This window comes from Mesorhizobium sp. AR07, from assembly GCF_024746815.1.
Classification (GTDB): domain Bacteria; phylum Pseudomonadota; class Alphaproteobacteria; order Rhizobiales; family Rhizobiaceae; genus Mesorhizobium.
The window spans coordinates 2,072,935-2,086,409 of the sequence record NZ_CP080525.1 but is presented as its reverse complement, the minus strand read 5'-3'; the positions used below and the strand labels follow the sequence as shown (position 1 = coordinate 2,086,409).

Annotated in this window: 16 protein-coding genes and 1 pseudogene; 6 read left to right on the top strand and 11 right to left on the bottom strand. The window is 64.4% G+C overall.

Features of this window, described 5'->3' with window-relative positions:
* Nucleotides 1-54: 54 nt before the first annotated feature.
* The 3 genes from BPNPMPFG_RS10570 to BPNPMPFG_RS10560 form a co-directional block, all read right to left on the bottom strand.
* Nucleotides 55-456 carry a VOC family protein gene (locus tag BPNPMPFG_RS10570; protein ID WP_258595247.1) on the bottom strand — a complete coding sequence of 134 codons (402 nt, stop codon included), beginning with the start codon at nucleotides 454-456 and terminating at the stop codon, nucleotides 55-57.
* Nucleotides 457-533: 77 nt separating this feature from the next.
* On the bottom strand, nucleotides 534-1,580 hold the full coding sequence (locus BPNPMPFG_RS10565) for an RNA polymerase subunit sigma-70 (RefSeq protein ID WP_258595246.1): 1,047 nt from the start codon (nucleotides 1,578-1,580) through the stop codon (nucleotides 534-536).
* A gap of 42 nt (nucleotides 1,581-1,622) precedes the next feature.
* Nucleotides 1,623-2,369, bottom strand: coding sequence for an SDR family oxidoreductase (locus BPNPMPFG_RS10560; protein WP_258595244.1), 747 nt, complete (start codon nucleotides 2,367-2,369; stop codon nucleotides 1,623-1,625).
* 228 nt (nucleotides 2,370-2,597) lie between these two features.
* Between BPNPMPFG_RS10560 and BPNPMPFG_RS10555 the strand changes: the two genes are divergently transcribed.
* Nucleotides 2,598-2,867: a cyclase gene (locus BPNPMPFG_RS10555; RefSeq protein WP_258596703.1), complete on the top strand. Its 270-nt coding sequence runs from the start codon at nucleotides 2,598-2,600 to the stop codon at nucleotides 2,865-2,867.
* A gap of 83 nt (nucleotides 2,868-2,950) precedes the next feature.
* Here BPNPMPFG_RS10555 and BPNPMPFG_RS10550 read toward each other — a convergent pair whose 3' ends face one another.
* The 5 genes from BPNPMPFG_RS10550 to BPNPMPFG_RS10530 all read right to left on the bottom strand — a co-directional run bounded on the left by BPNPMPFG_RS10550 (nucleotide 2,951) and on the right by BPNPMPFG_RS10530 (nucleotide 5,910).
* Entirely contained in the window at nucleotides 2,951-3,736 is a 786-nt protein-coding gene (locus BPNPMPFG_RS10550) for a pseudouridine synthase (protein ID WP_258595243.1), read from the bottom strand.
* A gap of 102 nt (nucleotides 3,737-3,838) precedes the next feature.
* The gene (locus tag BPNPMPFG_RS10545; protein ID WP_258595242.1) at nucleotides 3,839-4,228 is read right to left on the bottom strand and encodes a VOC family protein; all 390 of its coding nucleotides are present in this window, start codon (nucleotides 4,226-4,228) and stop codon (nucleotides 3,839-3,841) included.
* 41 nt (nucleotides 4,229-4,269) lie between these two features.
* Nucleotides 4,270-5,094, bottom strand: a complete 825-nt coding sequence (locus BPNPMPFG_RS10540; RefSeq protein WP_258595240.1) for an alpha/beta fold hydrolase — start codon at nucleotides 5,092-5,094, stop codon at nucleotides 4,270-4,272.
* Nucleotides 5,084-5,578: an SRPBCC family protein gene (locus tag BPNPMPFG_RS10535; protein WP_258595239.1), complete on the bottom strand. Its 495-nt coding sequence runs from the start codon at nucleotides 5,576-5,578 to the stop codon at nucleotides 5,084-5,086. Before BPNPMPFG_RS10535 ends, BPNPMPFG_RS10540 begins: the two co-directional genes overlap by 11 nt.
* Nucleotides 5,575-5,910 carry an ArsR/SmtB family transcription factor gene (locus BPNPMPFG_RS10530; RefSeq protein WP_258595237.1) on the bottom strand — a complete coding sequence of 112 codons (336 nt, stop codon included), beginning with the start codon at nucleotides 5,908-5,910 and terminating at the stop codon, nucleotides 5,575-5,577. The genes BPNPMPFG_RS10535 and BPNPMPFG_RS10530 overlap by 4 nt, the downstream gene beginning before the upstream one ends.
* 170 nt (nucleotides 5,911-6,080) lie before the next feature.
* Between BPNPMPFG_RS10530 and BPNPMPFG_RS10525 the strand changes: the two genes are divergently transcribed.
* Both BPNPMPFG_RS10525 and BPNPMPFG_RS10520 read left to right on the top strand, forming a co-directional pair.
* Nucleotides 6,081-7,286: an adenosylhomocysteinase gene (locus BPNPMPFG_RS10525; protein WP_258595235.1), complete on the top strand. Its 1,206-nt coding sequence runs from the start codon at nucleotides 6,081-6,083 to the stop codon at nucleotides 7,284-7,286.
* 48 nt (nucleotides 7,287-7,334) lie between these two features.
* Nucleotides 7,335-8,120: an IclR family transcriptional regulator gene (locus BPNPMPFG_RS10520; protein WP_258595234.1), complete on the top strand. Its 786-nt coding sequence runs from the start codon at nucleotides 7,335-7,337 to the stop codon at nucleotides 8,118-8,120.
* 274 nt (nucleotides 8,121-8,394) lie between these two features.
* Here the strand turns inward: BPNPMPFG_RS10520 and BPNPMPFG_RS10515 are convergent, their stop codons facing one another.
* A complete protein-coding gene (locus tag BPNPMPFG_RS10515) occupies nucleotides 8,395-9,231 on the bottom strand; it encodes a helix-turn-helix transcriptional regulator (protein WP_258595232.1) in 837 nt (278 codons plus the stop codon).
* A 92-nt stretch (nucleotides 9,232-9,323) separates the two neighbouring features.
* On the opposite strand from BPNPMPFG_RS10515, the gene BPNPMPFG_RS10510 reads away from it, so the two are divergent.
* The gene (locus BPNPMPFG_RS10510) at nucleotides 9,324-10,214 is read left to right on the top strand and encodes an SDR family oxidoreductase (protein WP_258595231.1); all 891 of its coding nucleotides are present in this window, start codon (nucleotides 9,324-9,326) and stop codon (nucleotides 10,212-10,214) included.
* An 87-nt stretch (nucleotides 10,215-10,301) separates the two neighbouring features.
* Here BPNPMPFG_RS10510 and BPNPMPFG_RS10505 read toward each other — a convergent pair whose 3' ends face one another.
* Complete coding sequence (locus tag BPNPMPFG_RS10505) at nucleotides 10,302-11,000, bottom strand: RibD family protein (RefSeq protein WP_258595230.1); 699 nt, start codon at nucleotides 10,998-11,000, stop codon at nucleotides 10,302-10,304.
* A gap of 91 nt (nucleotides 11,001-11,091) precedes the next feature.
* Entirely contained in the window at nucleotides 11,092-11,994 is a 903-nt protein-coding gene (locus BPNPMPFG_RS10500; RefSeq protein ID WP_258595229.1) for a LysR family transcriptional regulator, read from the bottom strand.
* Between the two features lie 97 nt (nucleotides 11,995-12,091).
* Here BPNPMPFG_RS10500 and BPNPMPFG_RS10495 point away from each other — a divergent pair, with 97 nt between their 5' ends.
* The gene (locus tag BPNPMPFG_RS10495; RefSeq protein WP_258595228.1) at nucleotides 12,092-12,925 is read left to right on the top strand and encodes an SDR family oxidoreductase; all 834 of its coding nucleotides are present in this window, start codon (nucleotides 12,092-12,094) and stop codon (nucleotides 12,923-12,925) included.
* 166 nt (nucleotides 12,926-13,091) lie between these two features.
* A pseudogene (locus tag BPNPMPFG_RS42875) lies at nucleotides 13,092-13,406 on the top strand (LytS/YhcK type 5TM receptor domain-containing protein); the annotation flags it as partial.
* Between the last annotated feature and the right edge of the window lie 69 nt (nucleotides 13,407-13,475).

The window sequence follows — 13,475 nt, the reverse complement described above, 5'->3', positions numbered from 1 at the left end:
CGTCCTTGCAATCCGCCCCGGGCCTGAGCGCCCGGGTCGCGGGTCGGCAGCGCGCTATTTGTCGAATTTCTTGATTGCCTCGGCGGTCACGGGCGTGAAGAAGTTCACCAGATTGCCGTCGGGGTCGCGAAACAGCAGTGAGCGGTTGCCCCAGGGCATGGTGGTCGGTTCCTGCACGGTTGCGTCCTTGAGGGTGTCCGACAGCCTGGCAAATTCCGCATCGACGTCGCCGACGCGGAATTCGATGATGGCGGTGTGGTTGTCGGCGGGGCGGGCGACGTCGCCACCGAACAGCTGCAAGGTGCGCGTGCTGCCGATCGCCAGCGTGCAGGCCGGCGTCACCAGTTCGGCGAAGTCTTCCGTGTACATCGTCACCGGCATGCCGGTGATCTCACCGTAGAAGCGCACGAGGCGCTGAACATCAGACGTGATGATGCGGACAGAGACGAAATTCATTTTCTTGTTTCCCGATTGCCGGAGCCGCGGCTAGGCCCATGAGCGACCTATAGACCAGGCCTCCTGACAGCTTCCTGTCAGGAGGCCGGCCAGACAGGCGGCAGGCCGAAGGCGCCGAACAAGTCGGTCCCGAGCGGGCCGACATAGACCGTCAGCGACGCGATCCCGCCATCGGCCGGCTCGATGACATGCAGAGACTGGGGTCGCCATTCGGAATCCTGATGGCGGCGTGCGTAGATTGCGACCGCGGGCTGGCCGTTGGCCCTTGTCGCAACCGCGTGGTAGCCGGCGAAATTGCCCCAGACGGTCCTGAAGAAACCGTGGATCGCCTGGCGTCCCTGGTACCAGTCCAGCCATGGCGGCATGTGGTAGGTGGCATCTTCACGCAGCAGTTCGATGAAGCCGTCGAGATTGGCGGCTTGCCAGGCCTGCATGTAGCGTTTGAGCAGCAGGCTTTCTTCGCCACTGGGCTGTGAGCGGTGCAGCGGACGTCCCCTGGGATAGCGCTTGCCAAGTGTCGCGCGGGCGCGCTGCAGGGCGCTGTTGATCGAAGCGGTCGAGCCGCCCAGCAATTGCGCCGTCTCGAGCGCTGACCAGCCCAGCACGTCGCACAGCAACAAAGCGGCGCGTTGCCTCGGTGGCAAAGACTGGATGGCGGCGACGAAGGCGAGCTGCACGGCCTCGCTTGTCTCGTAGCGGGCCTCCGGGCCGGGCTCGCCGTCAACGAGGTCCGGCAGTTCGGCGTCCGGGTAGGGCTCCAGCCAGGCGAGCTCGGCTGCTGGCCCGGCAGACGCGCGCCCTTCGGTCGGCGGCCGGTCCGGCTCTTCGAGAATGCGATGCACTGTCGCCCGCGCCTTGATGGCGTTGAGGCAGCTGTTGGTGGCGATACTGTAGAGCCAGCCGCGCAGCGAGCCGCGCCCGTCGAATTGCGCCCTGCCGCGCCAGGCCCTCAGGAACGTGTCCTGGACGAGATCGTCGGCCTCGTGCAGCGAGCCCATCATCCGGTAACAGTGCAGCTTGAGCGCGCGGCGGTGGGCTATCGTCAGGCGCTCGAAGGCCAGCCGATCGAGGATCGGTTGGCCTTGCGTGCCCAATGGCTCAACCGGGCCAGGAGCGTCTGTCATATCGAGCCTGTGGTGCTGATTTCGGCTGGTATCCTGCGCGCCTCATGCCGCCGCCGCAAGGCCGCTGCCGCTGACCGTGAAGGAGACGCCTTGCAGCTTGCCGCCGGCGAGTGTGACCACGGCGTGTCCGACATCGGCCGGCGTCTGCACATCGGTCATGCTGGCGAGGAAATCCGCTGGGCTGATGCCGAGATAGGCCGAGATGCCGTCGATGCCGCCCTGGCCGACGCCGGTGCCCGTCATGATCCGCATCGGCACCAGTGCCATGAAGCGCAGGCCAAGGCCAAGCCGGTCGGCTTCCTTCTGGCAATGGGCGGCGAGGAACATCTGCATGCGCTTGGCGCCGGAATAGCCGCCCGAGTTCGGCGGGCCGCCGCTGAGCGCGGCGCCGCTTGAGATCAGCACCACCCGGCTGCCCGGCTTCAGCCGGCCCCGGAGTGCTGCCTTGCAAAACAGGAACGATGCCTTGACGTCCATGTCCCAGTTCGCGGAGAAGCCCTCCCAGCTTTGGTCCTGCACCGGCGCGGACGGCGCGAGGGCGCCGGCGCAGATGACCAGCACGTCCGGCTGAAGTGCGGCGAACACCGCATCGGGCGCGGTCTCCTTGGTGGCGTCGGCGGCAAATGTCTTCACCCTGGGTTTCTCCCAGGACAGCTGTTTCAGATCGGCTGCACCACGGGCAACGGCGAGCACCGTCGCTCCTTCGCTCAACACGGTTTCGACGATCGCGCGGCCGACACCCCGGCTGCCTCCGACCACGACGACATTCTGACCTTGTAACGATCCCATGGATCACCTCGCTTGTCCGGCGGCTGGACTATTCCAGCGCCTGTGGATCAGGACAGCGCAGGCGAGAGGAAATCATCGGTGCGGGCGTAAAAATCTTTCTCGGGCAGCCTGCAAGGCGGCTCTCGTTCGTTCGCACGTTTGCCAAAGACATGATTGGAGCGATAAAATGGACGGCCCATGACCGATCGCTTGGGCGCAATAACAACAACAGCCTGGGAGGAATGGATGATGACGAAATTGTTCGTGAGACATGCCGTGTCCGATTACAAGGCTTGGCGCAAAGCCTATGACGCGTTCGGCCCGGTTCAAAAGGCCAACGGCGTGAAGGCAGAGAGCGTCTACCAGGCGGCGGACAATCCCAACGACGTCACCGTGACCCATGATTTCGCCAGTGTCGCCGACGCGCAGGCCTTCATCAAAAATCCGGAGCTGAAAAAGGCGATGGCGGGTGCCGGCGTCGTTGGCGCGCCAACCATGTGGATCACCAACAAGGCCTGATTGACCGCTCTACCCGGTCTGTCCGACCGCGAGTGCCCAATGAATGGCCAGGCCGCTGCCGGCCCGGTGGGCGGGACGCTTGCTCATCCCGTCAGCAGCGCCAGCTCCTCCGGTGTCAGGTGCCGCGCTGTGCCCTTGGCGAGGTCGCCCAGCTGCAGGCGGCCGATGGCGATGCGGATCAAGCGCAGCACCTCGATGCCGTGCGCTGCGAGCAGGCGGCGGATGTGGCGGTTGCGGCCCTCGTCGAGCACGATCTCCAGCCAGGCGGTGCGGCCGCCGCTGCGCAGGAGCTCGATCGCATTGGTGGTCAGGGTCTCGCCGTCGACGGTCACACCGGCGCGCAATGTCTCCAGCATCGCTTCGTCGGGCACCGTGCCGATCTGCACGTGGTAGGTCTTGGGCAAGTGCGATGCCGGGTCCATAAGGCGGTTGGCAAACTGGGTGTCGTTGGTCATCAGGAGCAGGCCTTCGCTCGCCTTGTCGAGCCGGCCGACCGGCGAGACGAAGGGCAGGTCGAGCTCGTCGAGGCAGGCATAGACGGTGTCGCGCTGCTGCGGGTCGTCGCGTGTGGTGACCAGTCCTCGCGGCTTGTTGAGCATGAGATAAACCTTGCGCTCGGCAACCACCGGCGTGTCGTCGACGACGATGCGGTCGCGGTTGAGGTCGACGCGCAGGGCCGCATTGCGCACCACCTTGCCGCCGACGCGCACGCGGCCTTCCGCGATCAGCACCTCGGCCTGCGTGCGCGAGCACAGGCCGAGCTTCGACAGCGCCCGGTTGAGGCTGACGCCCAGCGGCTTGCCGGTGTGCGAGCTGCCGGCGGGCGGCCTCGGCGGTTTTCCGGCGGGCGGTGGTGGGCGTGCTGCCATGCTGCTGCGGATCGGTCCGTTGTGTCGGACAGATGCCACGGGTGGCGACGGTTTCGCAAGCCGGATGCGGCGAGGGCCGGCAACCGTGGGATGGTGGCGCGGTCAGCCAGCCTCCTCAGCCATGACGATGATGTTGCCGCAGCTGTCGTCGAAGAAGGTCGCGGTCACCGGGCCCATAGACTGCGGAGGCCCGAGAAATTTCACGCCGCGCCCGGTGAGCCGGTCGAAGTCGGCGTGAATGTCGCAGGTGGTGATCAGTGCCGCCGGGAAATGGGCGTCGTAGAGCGCCTTCTGCGCGGCAAGCGCCGGCGCATCACGGTTGGGTTCGAGCACTAGTTCGGTCTCGTCGGCATCGCCTGATGCTGCGACCGTCAGCCAGCGGGCCCGGCCGCCGTCGTAATCATGCTTTTTCACGAAGCCGATGACCGAGGTGTAGAAGGCCAGCGCCTTGTCCTGGTCGTCCACCTTGATGAGGATATGGCGAAGCTGCATGGCCGGATTTCCTTTAGGATGCTGTGGGTTATCGTCTGCGCTTAATCCCGCTCGTTGAAGAACGCCGTCAGCACGGGCGCGTGCGCGGCGGGTTTCAGCATGTGGTTCTGGCCTGCCAGCGTCCGGTAGCGGGCATTGGGCAGCGCCTCGGCCAGCGCCTTGTTGCCATGCTGCATCCATGGCGGGCTCTTGCCGCCATCGGTCACCAGCGTCGTCACGTGCACCGAGGCCCAGCGGGCAGGGTCGAGCGTCTCGCCGAGCTGATCGCCGGCGACGATGGCGCCGTCATAGGGCAGGGTGTGCGCCACCGCCTTGAGTTTGCGCCAGATCGGCGTCAGCCACATGAAGACAATCAGCAGGCCGGGCATGCCGACCGATCTGAGGAAGGCGGTCACGGCATCGCCACGCCGGCCTTCGGCGATGGCGGCCCGGATCGTTGCCCAGTCGGCTTGCGTGGTCTCACGACTGTCGTCGACGATGAGCGGTGCCTCGTAGAGCGCCAGCTTGCTGATGCCGGGCAGGCGGGTTGCCGCCATCAGCGCCAGCATGGCGCCCGACGACATGCCCCAGACGAAAGCCTCGCCGCCGGCCGCCTGAAGCACGGCCTCGATGTCGTCGACCTCGCGTTCGACCGCGTAGGGCGCGGTGTCGCCGCTGTCGCCACGGCCGCGGCGGTCGTAGCGGAACACGGTGAAGTTGCCTTCCAGGGCCCTGGCGAGCTGAAGGCTCGGACCCATGGTGCGGGAGCAAAGCGCGCCGTCGACGAGGATGAGCGGATGGCCCCGGCCACTGCGTTCGCAGGCGATCGGCGTTCCATCCCGCGACAGGACGGCTTGCGTGGTCGGCTCGGCGTTTTCAGCCAGCATGGTTCGCTCCTATCATTTGCTCCAGCCGGTCGAAGCTTTGCGTCCAGCCACCGCGCATGCCGAGCGCCAGCAGGCGCTCGCGGTCGGCGACACTGGCCAGCGTCACCTCGAAATGGACGTGGGTTCGCTGCGCATCCGGCGTGAAGGTTACGGTATGGCGGCTTTGACCCGGCGGCTTGCCCGCCCATTCGCGCAATTCGGGATCCGGCTCGTCGGAATAAATCAACCTGATGTTCTCGACGATTTCGAGATAGCTGCCCTGGTTGCGGTAGAGAGCGCCGCTCGAGGTGCGCATGTCGATGCGCCAGCGGCCGCCGACGCGCACATCAAGCACGCAATGCGGAATGGTGCAGTCCCTGATACCCCACCACTGCGCCACCAGTGCCGGATCGGTCCACAGCCGGAAGACACGCTCGACCGGAGCGTCGAAAATCCGTTCGATGGCAAAGCTGCGGTCAGTCGCCGAAGCCATGGGCGCGCTCATTCCGGTTTGTCCGCGTCGCGCCGCAGCAAGTCCTCCATGCGGTCGAAGCGGTCCTCCCAAAGCTTGCGATAGCCGTCGAGCCAGCGATCGATGTCACGCAGCGGCTTGAGCTCGATGCGGCTCAGATGCTTCTGCGCCGCCCGGCTGCGGGTGACCAGGCCCGCCTGCTCCAGCACGCCGACGTGCTTGGAGATTGCCCGCACGGTGAGCGCGAAAGGTTGCGCCAGTTCGGCGACCGAGGCTTCCCCGTCGAGCAACCGGGCCAGGATCGCCCGGCGCGTTGGATCGGCAAGGGCGGCAAATGTGTCGTCGAGGGAGATTTGAATTGCCATTGTGGAACCATTTAGTTCTGGAACTTATTGGTTCTATAAAGGGGATCACCCGCCGCGTCAACCCGGACCGTTTCGGGCGGGGCCGGGTGCATGTTGGAGCTTGACGATCATCAACCGGGTTTGTCATATACAAAAACTATTTTTGTTTGTGCCAAAATTGGAGGCTTCGCATGACCTTTCCTGCGGCGAACATCGATCTTGTCGAACGCGGCCGCGGCCGCGTCGCCTGGATACGCTCGCGCATGGCAATGCTGGCCAAGGTGAGGGCGGAGTTCCGTGACAGCAGGCCTTTTGCCGGCCGGCGCATCGGCATGTCGCTGCATGTCGAGCCGAAGACGGCGGTGCTCCTTGAAGTGCTGCATGAAGGCGGTGCCGAGATTGTCGGCACCGGCAATCACGGCTCGACGCAGGACGATGTCGTCGCCTTCCTGCAAAGTCAGGGCATTGGCGTGTTCGGCAGCCGCGCCGACACGCTGGCCGACCATCACGCCAATCTGGCGCGGCTGCTGGACGCCAAGCCCGACATGCTGCTCGACAACGGCGCCGACCTTGCCGCCGGCATCGTCGAACGCGGCATGGCGGCGTCCATTCTCGGCGGCACCGAAGAGACGACCTCGGGCGGCGACCGGCTGCGCGGCGAGTTGGCCGGCAAAGTGCCGTTCCCATCGATCGTCATCAATGACAGCCCGCTGAAGGCGATCGGCGAGAACAAGCATGCGGTCGGCCAGTCGGTGGTCGAAAGCTTCATGCGCATCACCAATCTGATGATCCCCGGGCGGCGCTTCTGCGTCATCGGCTATGGCTGGTGCGGGCGCGGCATCGCGCAGTATCTGCGCGCGCTGGGCGGCCGCGTGGCGGTCGTCGAGGTCGACGAGATCAAGGCGCTGGAGGCCGCCCTCGACGGCTACCGGGTGGCGCCGCTTGCCGACCTGGCACCCTGGGCGCAGGTGTTCATCACCGCCACTGGGCGCCCCGGCGTGCTGCCGGTCGGCGCGATCGCCGCCATGGAGGATGGCGCGGTGCTGGCCAATTCCGGGCATTTCCCCTGGGAGATCGACACCGAGGGTCTCAGCGCCATGACGACCGGCGTCACCGATCTGGACGGCACCTTGCAGCGTCTCGACCTTGCCAATGGCAGGCATGTCATCCTGGTCGCCGACGGTCGCATGTTCAACCTTGCCGGCAGCGAGCCGAAGGGCAATTCGATCGAATCCATGGACATCGGCTTCATGCTGCAGGCGCTGTCGCTGGAGCGGGTGGTCAAGGGCTCAAAGCTTCCTGGCAGCCGGCTGGCTGATGGCGCGCAGCCGGTGCCCGACGACATCAACCGGCGGATCGCCCGGCTGATGATGGCTACGATGGGTGCGGCGCGCTGACTATACTTTTCCGCAGTTCCTGATTCTGGTTCTGGAAGGTTTTCGGGCATGGCTGGCAAGATCGCGGAAGCGCCGGACTATTCGGTCCCTGCCCTGGAAAAGGCGTTCGACATCATCGAGCTGCTGGCCGAGCAGAAGGATGGGCTTAACCAGGGCCAGATTTCCGAGGCGGTCGGCCGCTCGATCCACCAGATCTACCGCGTGCTGCAGGCGCTGGAGCGGCGCGGCTACATCTTCCGCGATCGCCCGGCTGGGCTCTATTTCCTGTCGACCCGCATGTTCGAACTGGCGCACCGGCATGAGCCGCTGCGCGGCCTCGTGCAGGCGGCGCTGCCGTCGATGCGGCGGCTGTCCGAGGCGATCCAGCAGTCCTGTAATCTCGGCGTCCACAATGCTGGCCGCGTGCTGATCCTGGCGCAAGTGGAAAGCCCGGCGGCGTTCGGCTTCCGGGTCCGCGTCGGCGCCGAGTTCCCGCTGTTTGCCACCGCCACCGGGCGTGCGCTGATGGCATTCCAGCCGCAGGAGAGAGTCAGCCAATGGCTGCAAACATCTGGTATTATTGATGAAAAGACCGATGTAGAGCGCGCGCTTGCTCGCGTCCGCGCCGCCGGCCACGAGGAGGTGGCAGACGGGCTGCAGCCCGGCGTCATCGATCTTGCCTTCCCGGTCATCGGGCCCTTCGGCCACGCGGTCGCGGCGCTTACCGTGCCCTATGTGGCGACCAGCTACAGCACGCTCGACCTCGCCACCGTTCGGCGGCATGCCGCGCAGGCAGCCGAGGAGACCGGGCTGATGCTGACGCCCGAGCCCGCTGGCCAGGGCGAGGCGTCATGAATACGTCGCTCGCGCCGATCACCAAGACTGTCGTCATCGCTGCCGCGCCGGCAAAAGTCTGGCAGGTGCTGACGACGCCTAAAATGATTCCGCAATGGATGTCCGACGAGGAACTGACCGTCAGCCTGCAGGAGCGGGGTCGGCGGCGCGATCGTGATACGCGGACTGTTGCATGGGCTGCCGTTCGAGAACCACGGCACCATCCACGCGTTGCGTCGGGAAAGCGGTCGCTGTCGCCACAAATGTCAGCAGGGTCATCGCAGCGGGTGCTCATTCAACGGCTTTTGTCCTTGGGTCGGCGGGCCAGGGCGCGGATGCGGTCCGCCACCGTGCTGTCGACCGGGTTGTAGACGATCATGCTTAAATCCGGCCGGCCGTCGACCGCAAACGCCGAGTATTCCAGCTCGATATCACCGAGTTCAGGGTGCTTCAGGCGCTTTGTTCCGTCACCGTGGCCAAGCACGTCGTTTTCCCGCCACAGGGCGTCAAACTCGGGACTGACGCTGCAAAGTTCGTCCACGAGTTCGCCGACCTCGGAGACCGCGCCGGCGCGTGCCGCATCGGCCCGGAACGCCCCCACCACGAAACGGGCAAGGCCTTGCCAATCGTGCTGTTTTTCGCGGAGGGCGGGACTGCGGAAAATGAAGCGCAGGATGTTGCGCTGGCCTGCGGGCAGGGCGCTGTAGTCGGTCAGCACGACTTCGGCGGCACGGTTCCAGGCAACGACGTCCCAGGTGGCCGTCTTGATCAAGGCAGGGCTTGCATCGAGCGTGTCGAGCAGGCGCTGCAGCCGTGGATTGACGCCCTCGACGCTTTTGTAGCGGACTTCGGGCGGGCGCCCCAGCCCGAGCATGAAAAAATGCTCGCGCTCCGGCTCGGTCAGCAGCAGCCCCTTGGCGATCCGGTTCAGGACATCGGCCGACGGAGCACCGCCACGACCCTGTTCCAGCCATGTGTACCAGGTCGGGCTTATATTGGCGCGCTGGGCAACCTCTTCCCTGCGCAATCCAGGCGTCCGTCTGCGCCCCGAGAACCCGAAAGAGGCCGGATCGAGCCGGGTGCGCCGGTCTTTCAGGAACGCTCCGAGCGAACTGGCGGAATTGATGGGCATCCTGTTAGCCATTATAATAGGATAGGATCACTACTTTAATGGAATAATAGATCATCCGATAGTGCGCTGGCAATCATGCAGGAGATTTTGCCATGCGTATCTTTCTCACCGGCGCGACCGGCTTCATCGGTTCGGCCCTCGTTCCCGAACTCGTAAAAGCGGGCCATCAGGTGGTCGGCGTGACCCGCTCCGACGCCGGGGCCGAGGCACTGGCTGCGGCAGGCGCCGAGGTCCATCGGGGAACCCTCGAAGATCCCGAGAGCTTGCGTAGCGGCGCGGCGAAGGCGGACGGCGTCATCCACACGGCGTTCGACCACGATTTTTCGCGATTTGCCGAGAATTGCGAAAAGGACAGGCGCGTCATCGCCGCGCTGGGCTCGGTGCTGGCCGGATCCGATCGGCCGCTGGTGATCACGTCCGGGACCGGCATGGGCAGCCCCGGACACGGCCAACCCGCGACCGAGGACGTTTTCAACACCAGCCATCCCAATCCGCGGATCGCGTCCGAACTGGCCGGCAATGCCCTGCTGGAGGCCGGCGTGAACGTGTCGGTGGTGCGGCTGCCGCAGGTTCATAACCCGGTCAAGCAGGGCCTCGTCTCGCCGCTCATCGAAATCGCGCGTCAGAAAGGCGTCTCGGCCTATGTCGGTGAGGGCCGCAATCGCTTTCCGGCAGGCCATCTGCTGGACGTGGCGCGCCTCTACCGGCTCGTGGTGGAAAAGCAGGAGCCGGGCGAACGCTATCACGCGGTCGGCGAAGAAGGGGTCGAGGTGCGCGAGATCGCCGAGGCGATCGGCCGGGGCCTGAAAGTGCCTGTCGTTTCCATTCCGCCGGAAAAGGCGGCGGAGCATTTCGGCTGGATGGCGATGTTCGCTCCCATGGATCTCCCGGCCTCCAGCGCGCTGACCCAGGCACAGCTCGGCTGGCATCCGGTCGGCCCAACGCTGATCGCCGACCTTGGCGCCATGCGCTACGCCGATTGATGCACCGAAGTATCGATGCCGAGGCGGACGGCATGGCCGGCAATCCGAGATGGCCGGGTTGCCGGCCATTTTCCATGAATCTTGCCCTCAACGGCTGGTGACCGTGTAGCGCAAATGGACAAGCCCGTGCGCGAGGGCTTCGCAACTCTTCAGAGACAACTGCACCTTGTCCGCCAAGCCGCTTTCGCCGAACTCGACAAAGCCCTGGTTTGCTGCCCGCCCATCGATCGCGGGTGCAACGAGCAGGCTCAATTCATCGACGAGGCCGGCCGCGAAAAAGGAGCCATTGATGCCGGCACCGCCCTCGAGCAGCAGCCGGCGGATACCCAGTTCGCGCCCGAGAACCTCGAGCATGTGGGCGAGATCGATGTCCGCCGTTTCCGCGACGATGTAGGACACGCCGTCAGACGCGAGCTCGGCCAGATGGCTGTCCGTCACGTCTTGCCCAAGCAGCATCACGACATGATCGCCGCCTATTTCAGATCGCGAAAAGTGCACCTTGCCCGAGGCATCGAGCGCCACGGCATAGCTGCCCGCACGGCTTTGCGCGAAATGATAGGGCCGGTCGACCTTGCCGGCATGCGCCGGCGGGTGGGCGCCGGCCTTGCTCATCTCGGCCATGGTGACACGGCCAACCATCCAGGCGTCACCCGCGAAATCCCCGTGGATCTGTTCATAGAGGCTTGACCACTCGGCCTGGCTGCCATCGGGACTGGTGGTGAAGCGGCTCGGATGAAGGCTGCCATCAAGTGACGCGAGCATATGGCAGATGATTTGCGGCTTCATGCAGTTCCTCCAGGTCACAGGCTTCGAAGGTTCAGGTCTTTGTTTGTGCGTGTCGTTTTCCCAAAACCGGACATGCATCAGCTCAAAATAGCTATCGGGCCGGGGAATGGTAGCGAAGTGCCTCGAGAACGAGGGCAAAGGCAGGTGAAGGCTGGCGACGGCTCGGATAGTAGAGGTGATACCCCGGACGTGGCGTGCACCAGTCGTCCAGTACGCGCAGCAGCCGACCGCTGGCGATACACGGCGCCACCACGTTTAATGGCAGGTAGGCAAGTCCCAATCCATCCAGCGCTGCTTGTCGCATCAGGCTTATGGAGTTGAATACGGCGCGACCTTGGACACGGGCTTTCAGCTCGCGGCCGTCTTTGCGAAACTCCCAGATATAGAAGCCGCCAAGGGTCGGCAGGCGTAGGTTGATGCATTGGTGCTCTGTGAGTTCCTGCGGCGTGCTCGGGAGCGTCCGGCCTTCAAAGTAAGCCGGTGCCCCGACCACCGCCTGTTGGAAATCAGGACCGATGCGCATCGCGATCATGTCCTTGTCCACCTGCTCGCCAAGTCGCACGCCGGCGTCGTAGCGCTCCGCCACGATGTCGGTAAGGCCATATTCTGAAATGATCTCGACGTTCACCTCCGGGTATTGAGACAGCAGCCGCGCCACGGCCGGCCAGAGAAGTGTTTCAGCGGCGTGCTCAACGGAATTGATCCTGACTGTGCCGGCCGGTTTGTCGCGCATCTCTCCCAATGCCGAGATTTCGCGTTCGATCTCATCGAACCTTGGTCCGATACTGCGCAGAAGCCTCTCGCCGGCCTCCGTCAAGGAGACACTCCGCGTCGTACGGGTCAGAACCCGAAGTCCAAGCCGCTCCTCCAGGGTACGGATTGTATAGCTCAATGCCGATTGCGATACGCCGAGCTTGGCGGCTGCCCTGGTGAAGCTCCGCTCACGGGCGACCGCGATAAAGGCCAGAAGGTCGTTCACGTTCTCCCGGCGCATTTATCAATCCCATTTCTAAGTCCATGCCGATAATACCAGCTAATCCTGTTTGTTAGGAGGGGCTACCTATGCCCGAGCAACGAAGGGATTTTGAGATATGAACAAGGTTTGGGTCATTACGGGTGCCGGGCGAGGCATGGGCCTGCACATTGCCAGGGCTGCCCTGGCCGCTGGCCATCAAGTCGTCGCCACTGGCCGCGATACGGACAAGGTGGCCAGGGCTGTCGGCCAATCCGACAAGCTGCTAGTCGTCAAACTGGACGTTACGAGCGCCGTCGACGCCGAAACGGCGGCAAAGGCCACTATCGAGCGCTTTGGCCGCATCGACGTCCTGGTCAACAACGCGGCCAGCTTCTACGCCGGCTTTTTTGAAGAGCTGTCGCCTCGGCAAATGGATCTGCAACTGGCCACGAGCCTTGTCGGCCCCATGAATGTCACTCGAGCGTTTCTGCCGGTGATGCGCAAGCAGGGATCAGGCAAAGTCATCTCAATCTCGTCGACCGCGGGCCTCGTGGGGTACGAATTTTGCACTGCCTATTCGGCGTCCAAGTTCGGTCTCGACGGCTGGATGGAAGCGCTGCAGATCGAGGTCTCTCCGTTCGGTATCGAGACCATGATCGTCAATCCGGGCTTTTTCCGCACAGAACTTCTCACCGAGGAATCGACCCAATATGCCGACCTCGCCGTCGAGGATTACAGTCGGCGTCGTGCGCAGCAGGAGGCCTTCTGGACCGGTGCGAACGGAACACAGGGTGGCGACCCGGCAAAGCTGGCACAAGCACTGATCGCGCTGGACAAAGAGGCCGAGCTTCCTCGGCGCTTCCTGGCCGGCGCTGATGCCATCGCCACGGCTGAACAGAAGATTGCGATATTGCAACAGCAGATCGAAGCCTACCGGGCGCTTTCAAGCTCACTGGCGATCGACGAGTAGTTCCACCGGCGAGCGGTGGGGTGAAACAGGCTATCACCTTGGCAATGCAACCCTTGCTCGCATATCGCGACAATCCGAACCCGGTCCGTAACGCTTTGTTTTCTTGCGCGGCGTATCCAAAAGGGCCGCGTCGCGAATGGCCGACGCACCAATGGACGCATAAAGCATGGGTTCGCCCTGGTCCGAATTGTTGGCCAATCTCGCCGTTGTGGCGATGTTCGTCTCGGTCTGGATCCACACCCATGTGTGGCTGGACCGCAAGGCGGCGTTGACGAGAGCGACGGCCTTCGGCCTGCTGATGGGCGTGGGCGCCGTCATCCTTATGCTGACGCCGATGCAGTTGCAGCCGGGCGTCTTCGTCGATCTGCGCGGCACGATGATCGCACTGGCAGGCTTCTTCGGCGGCCCAGTCGCTTGCGTCATCGCCGGGCTGCTTGCGGTTGCTTTCCGCTTCCATGAAGGCGGTATCGGCGTGTTCGCCGGCGCCATCGGGATCGCGATCGCGACTTTGATCGGTATTGCCGGCCATCTCGCGCTCAGAGGCCGCGCG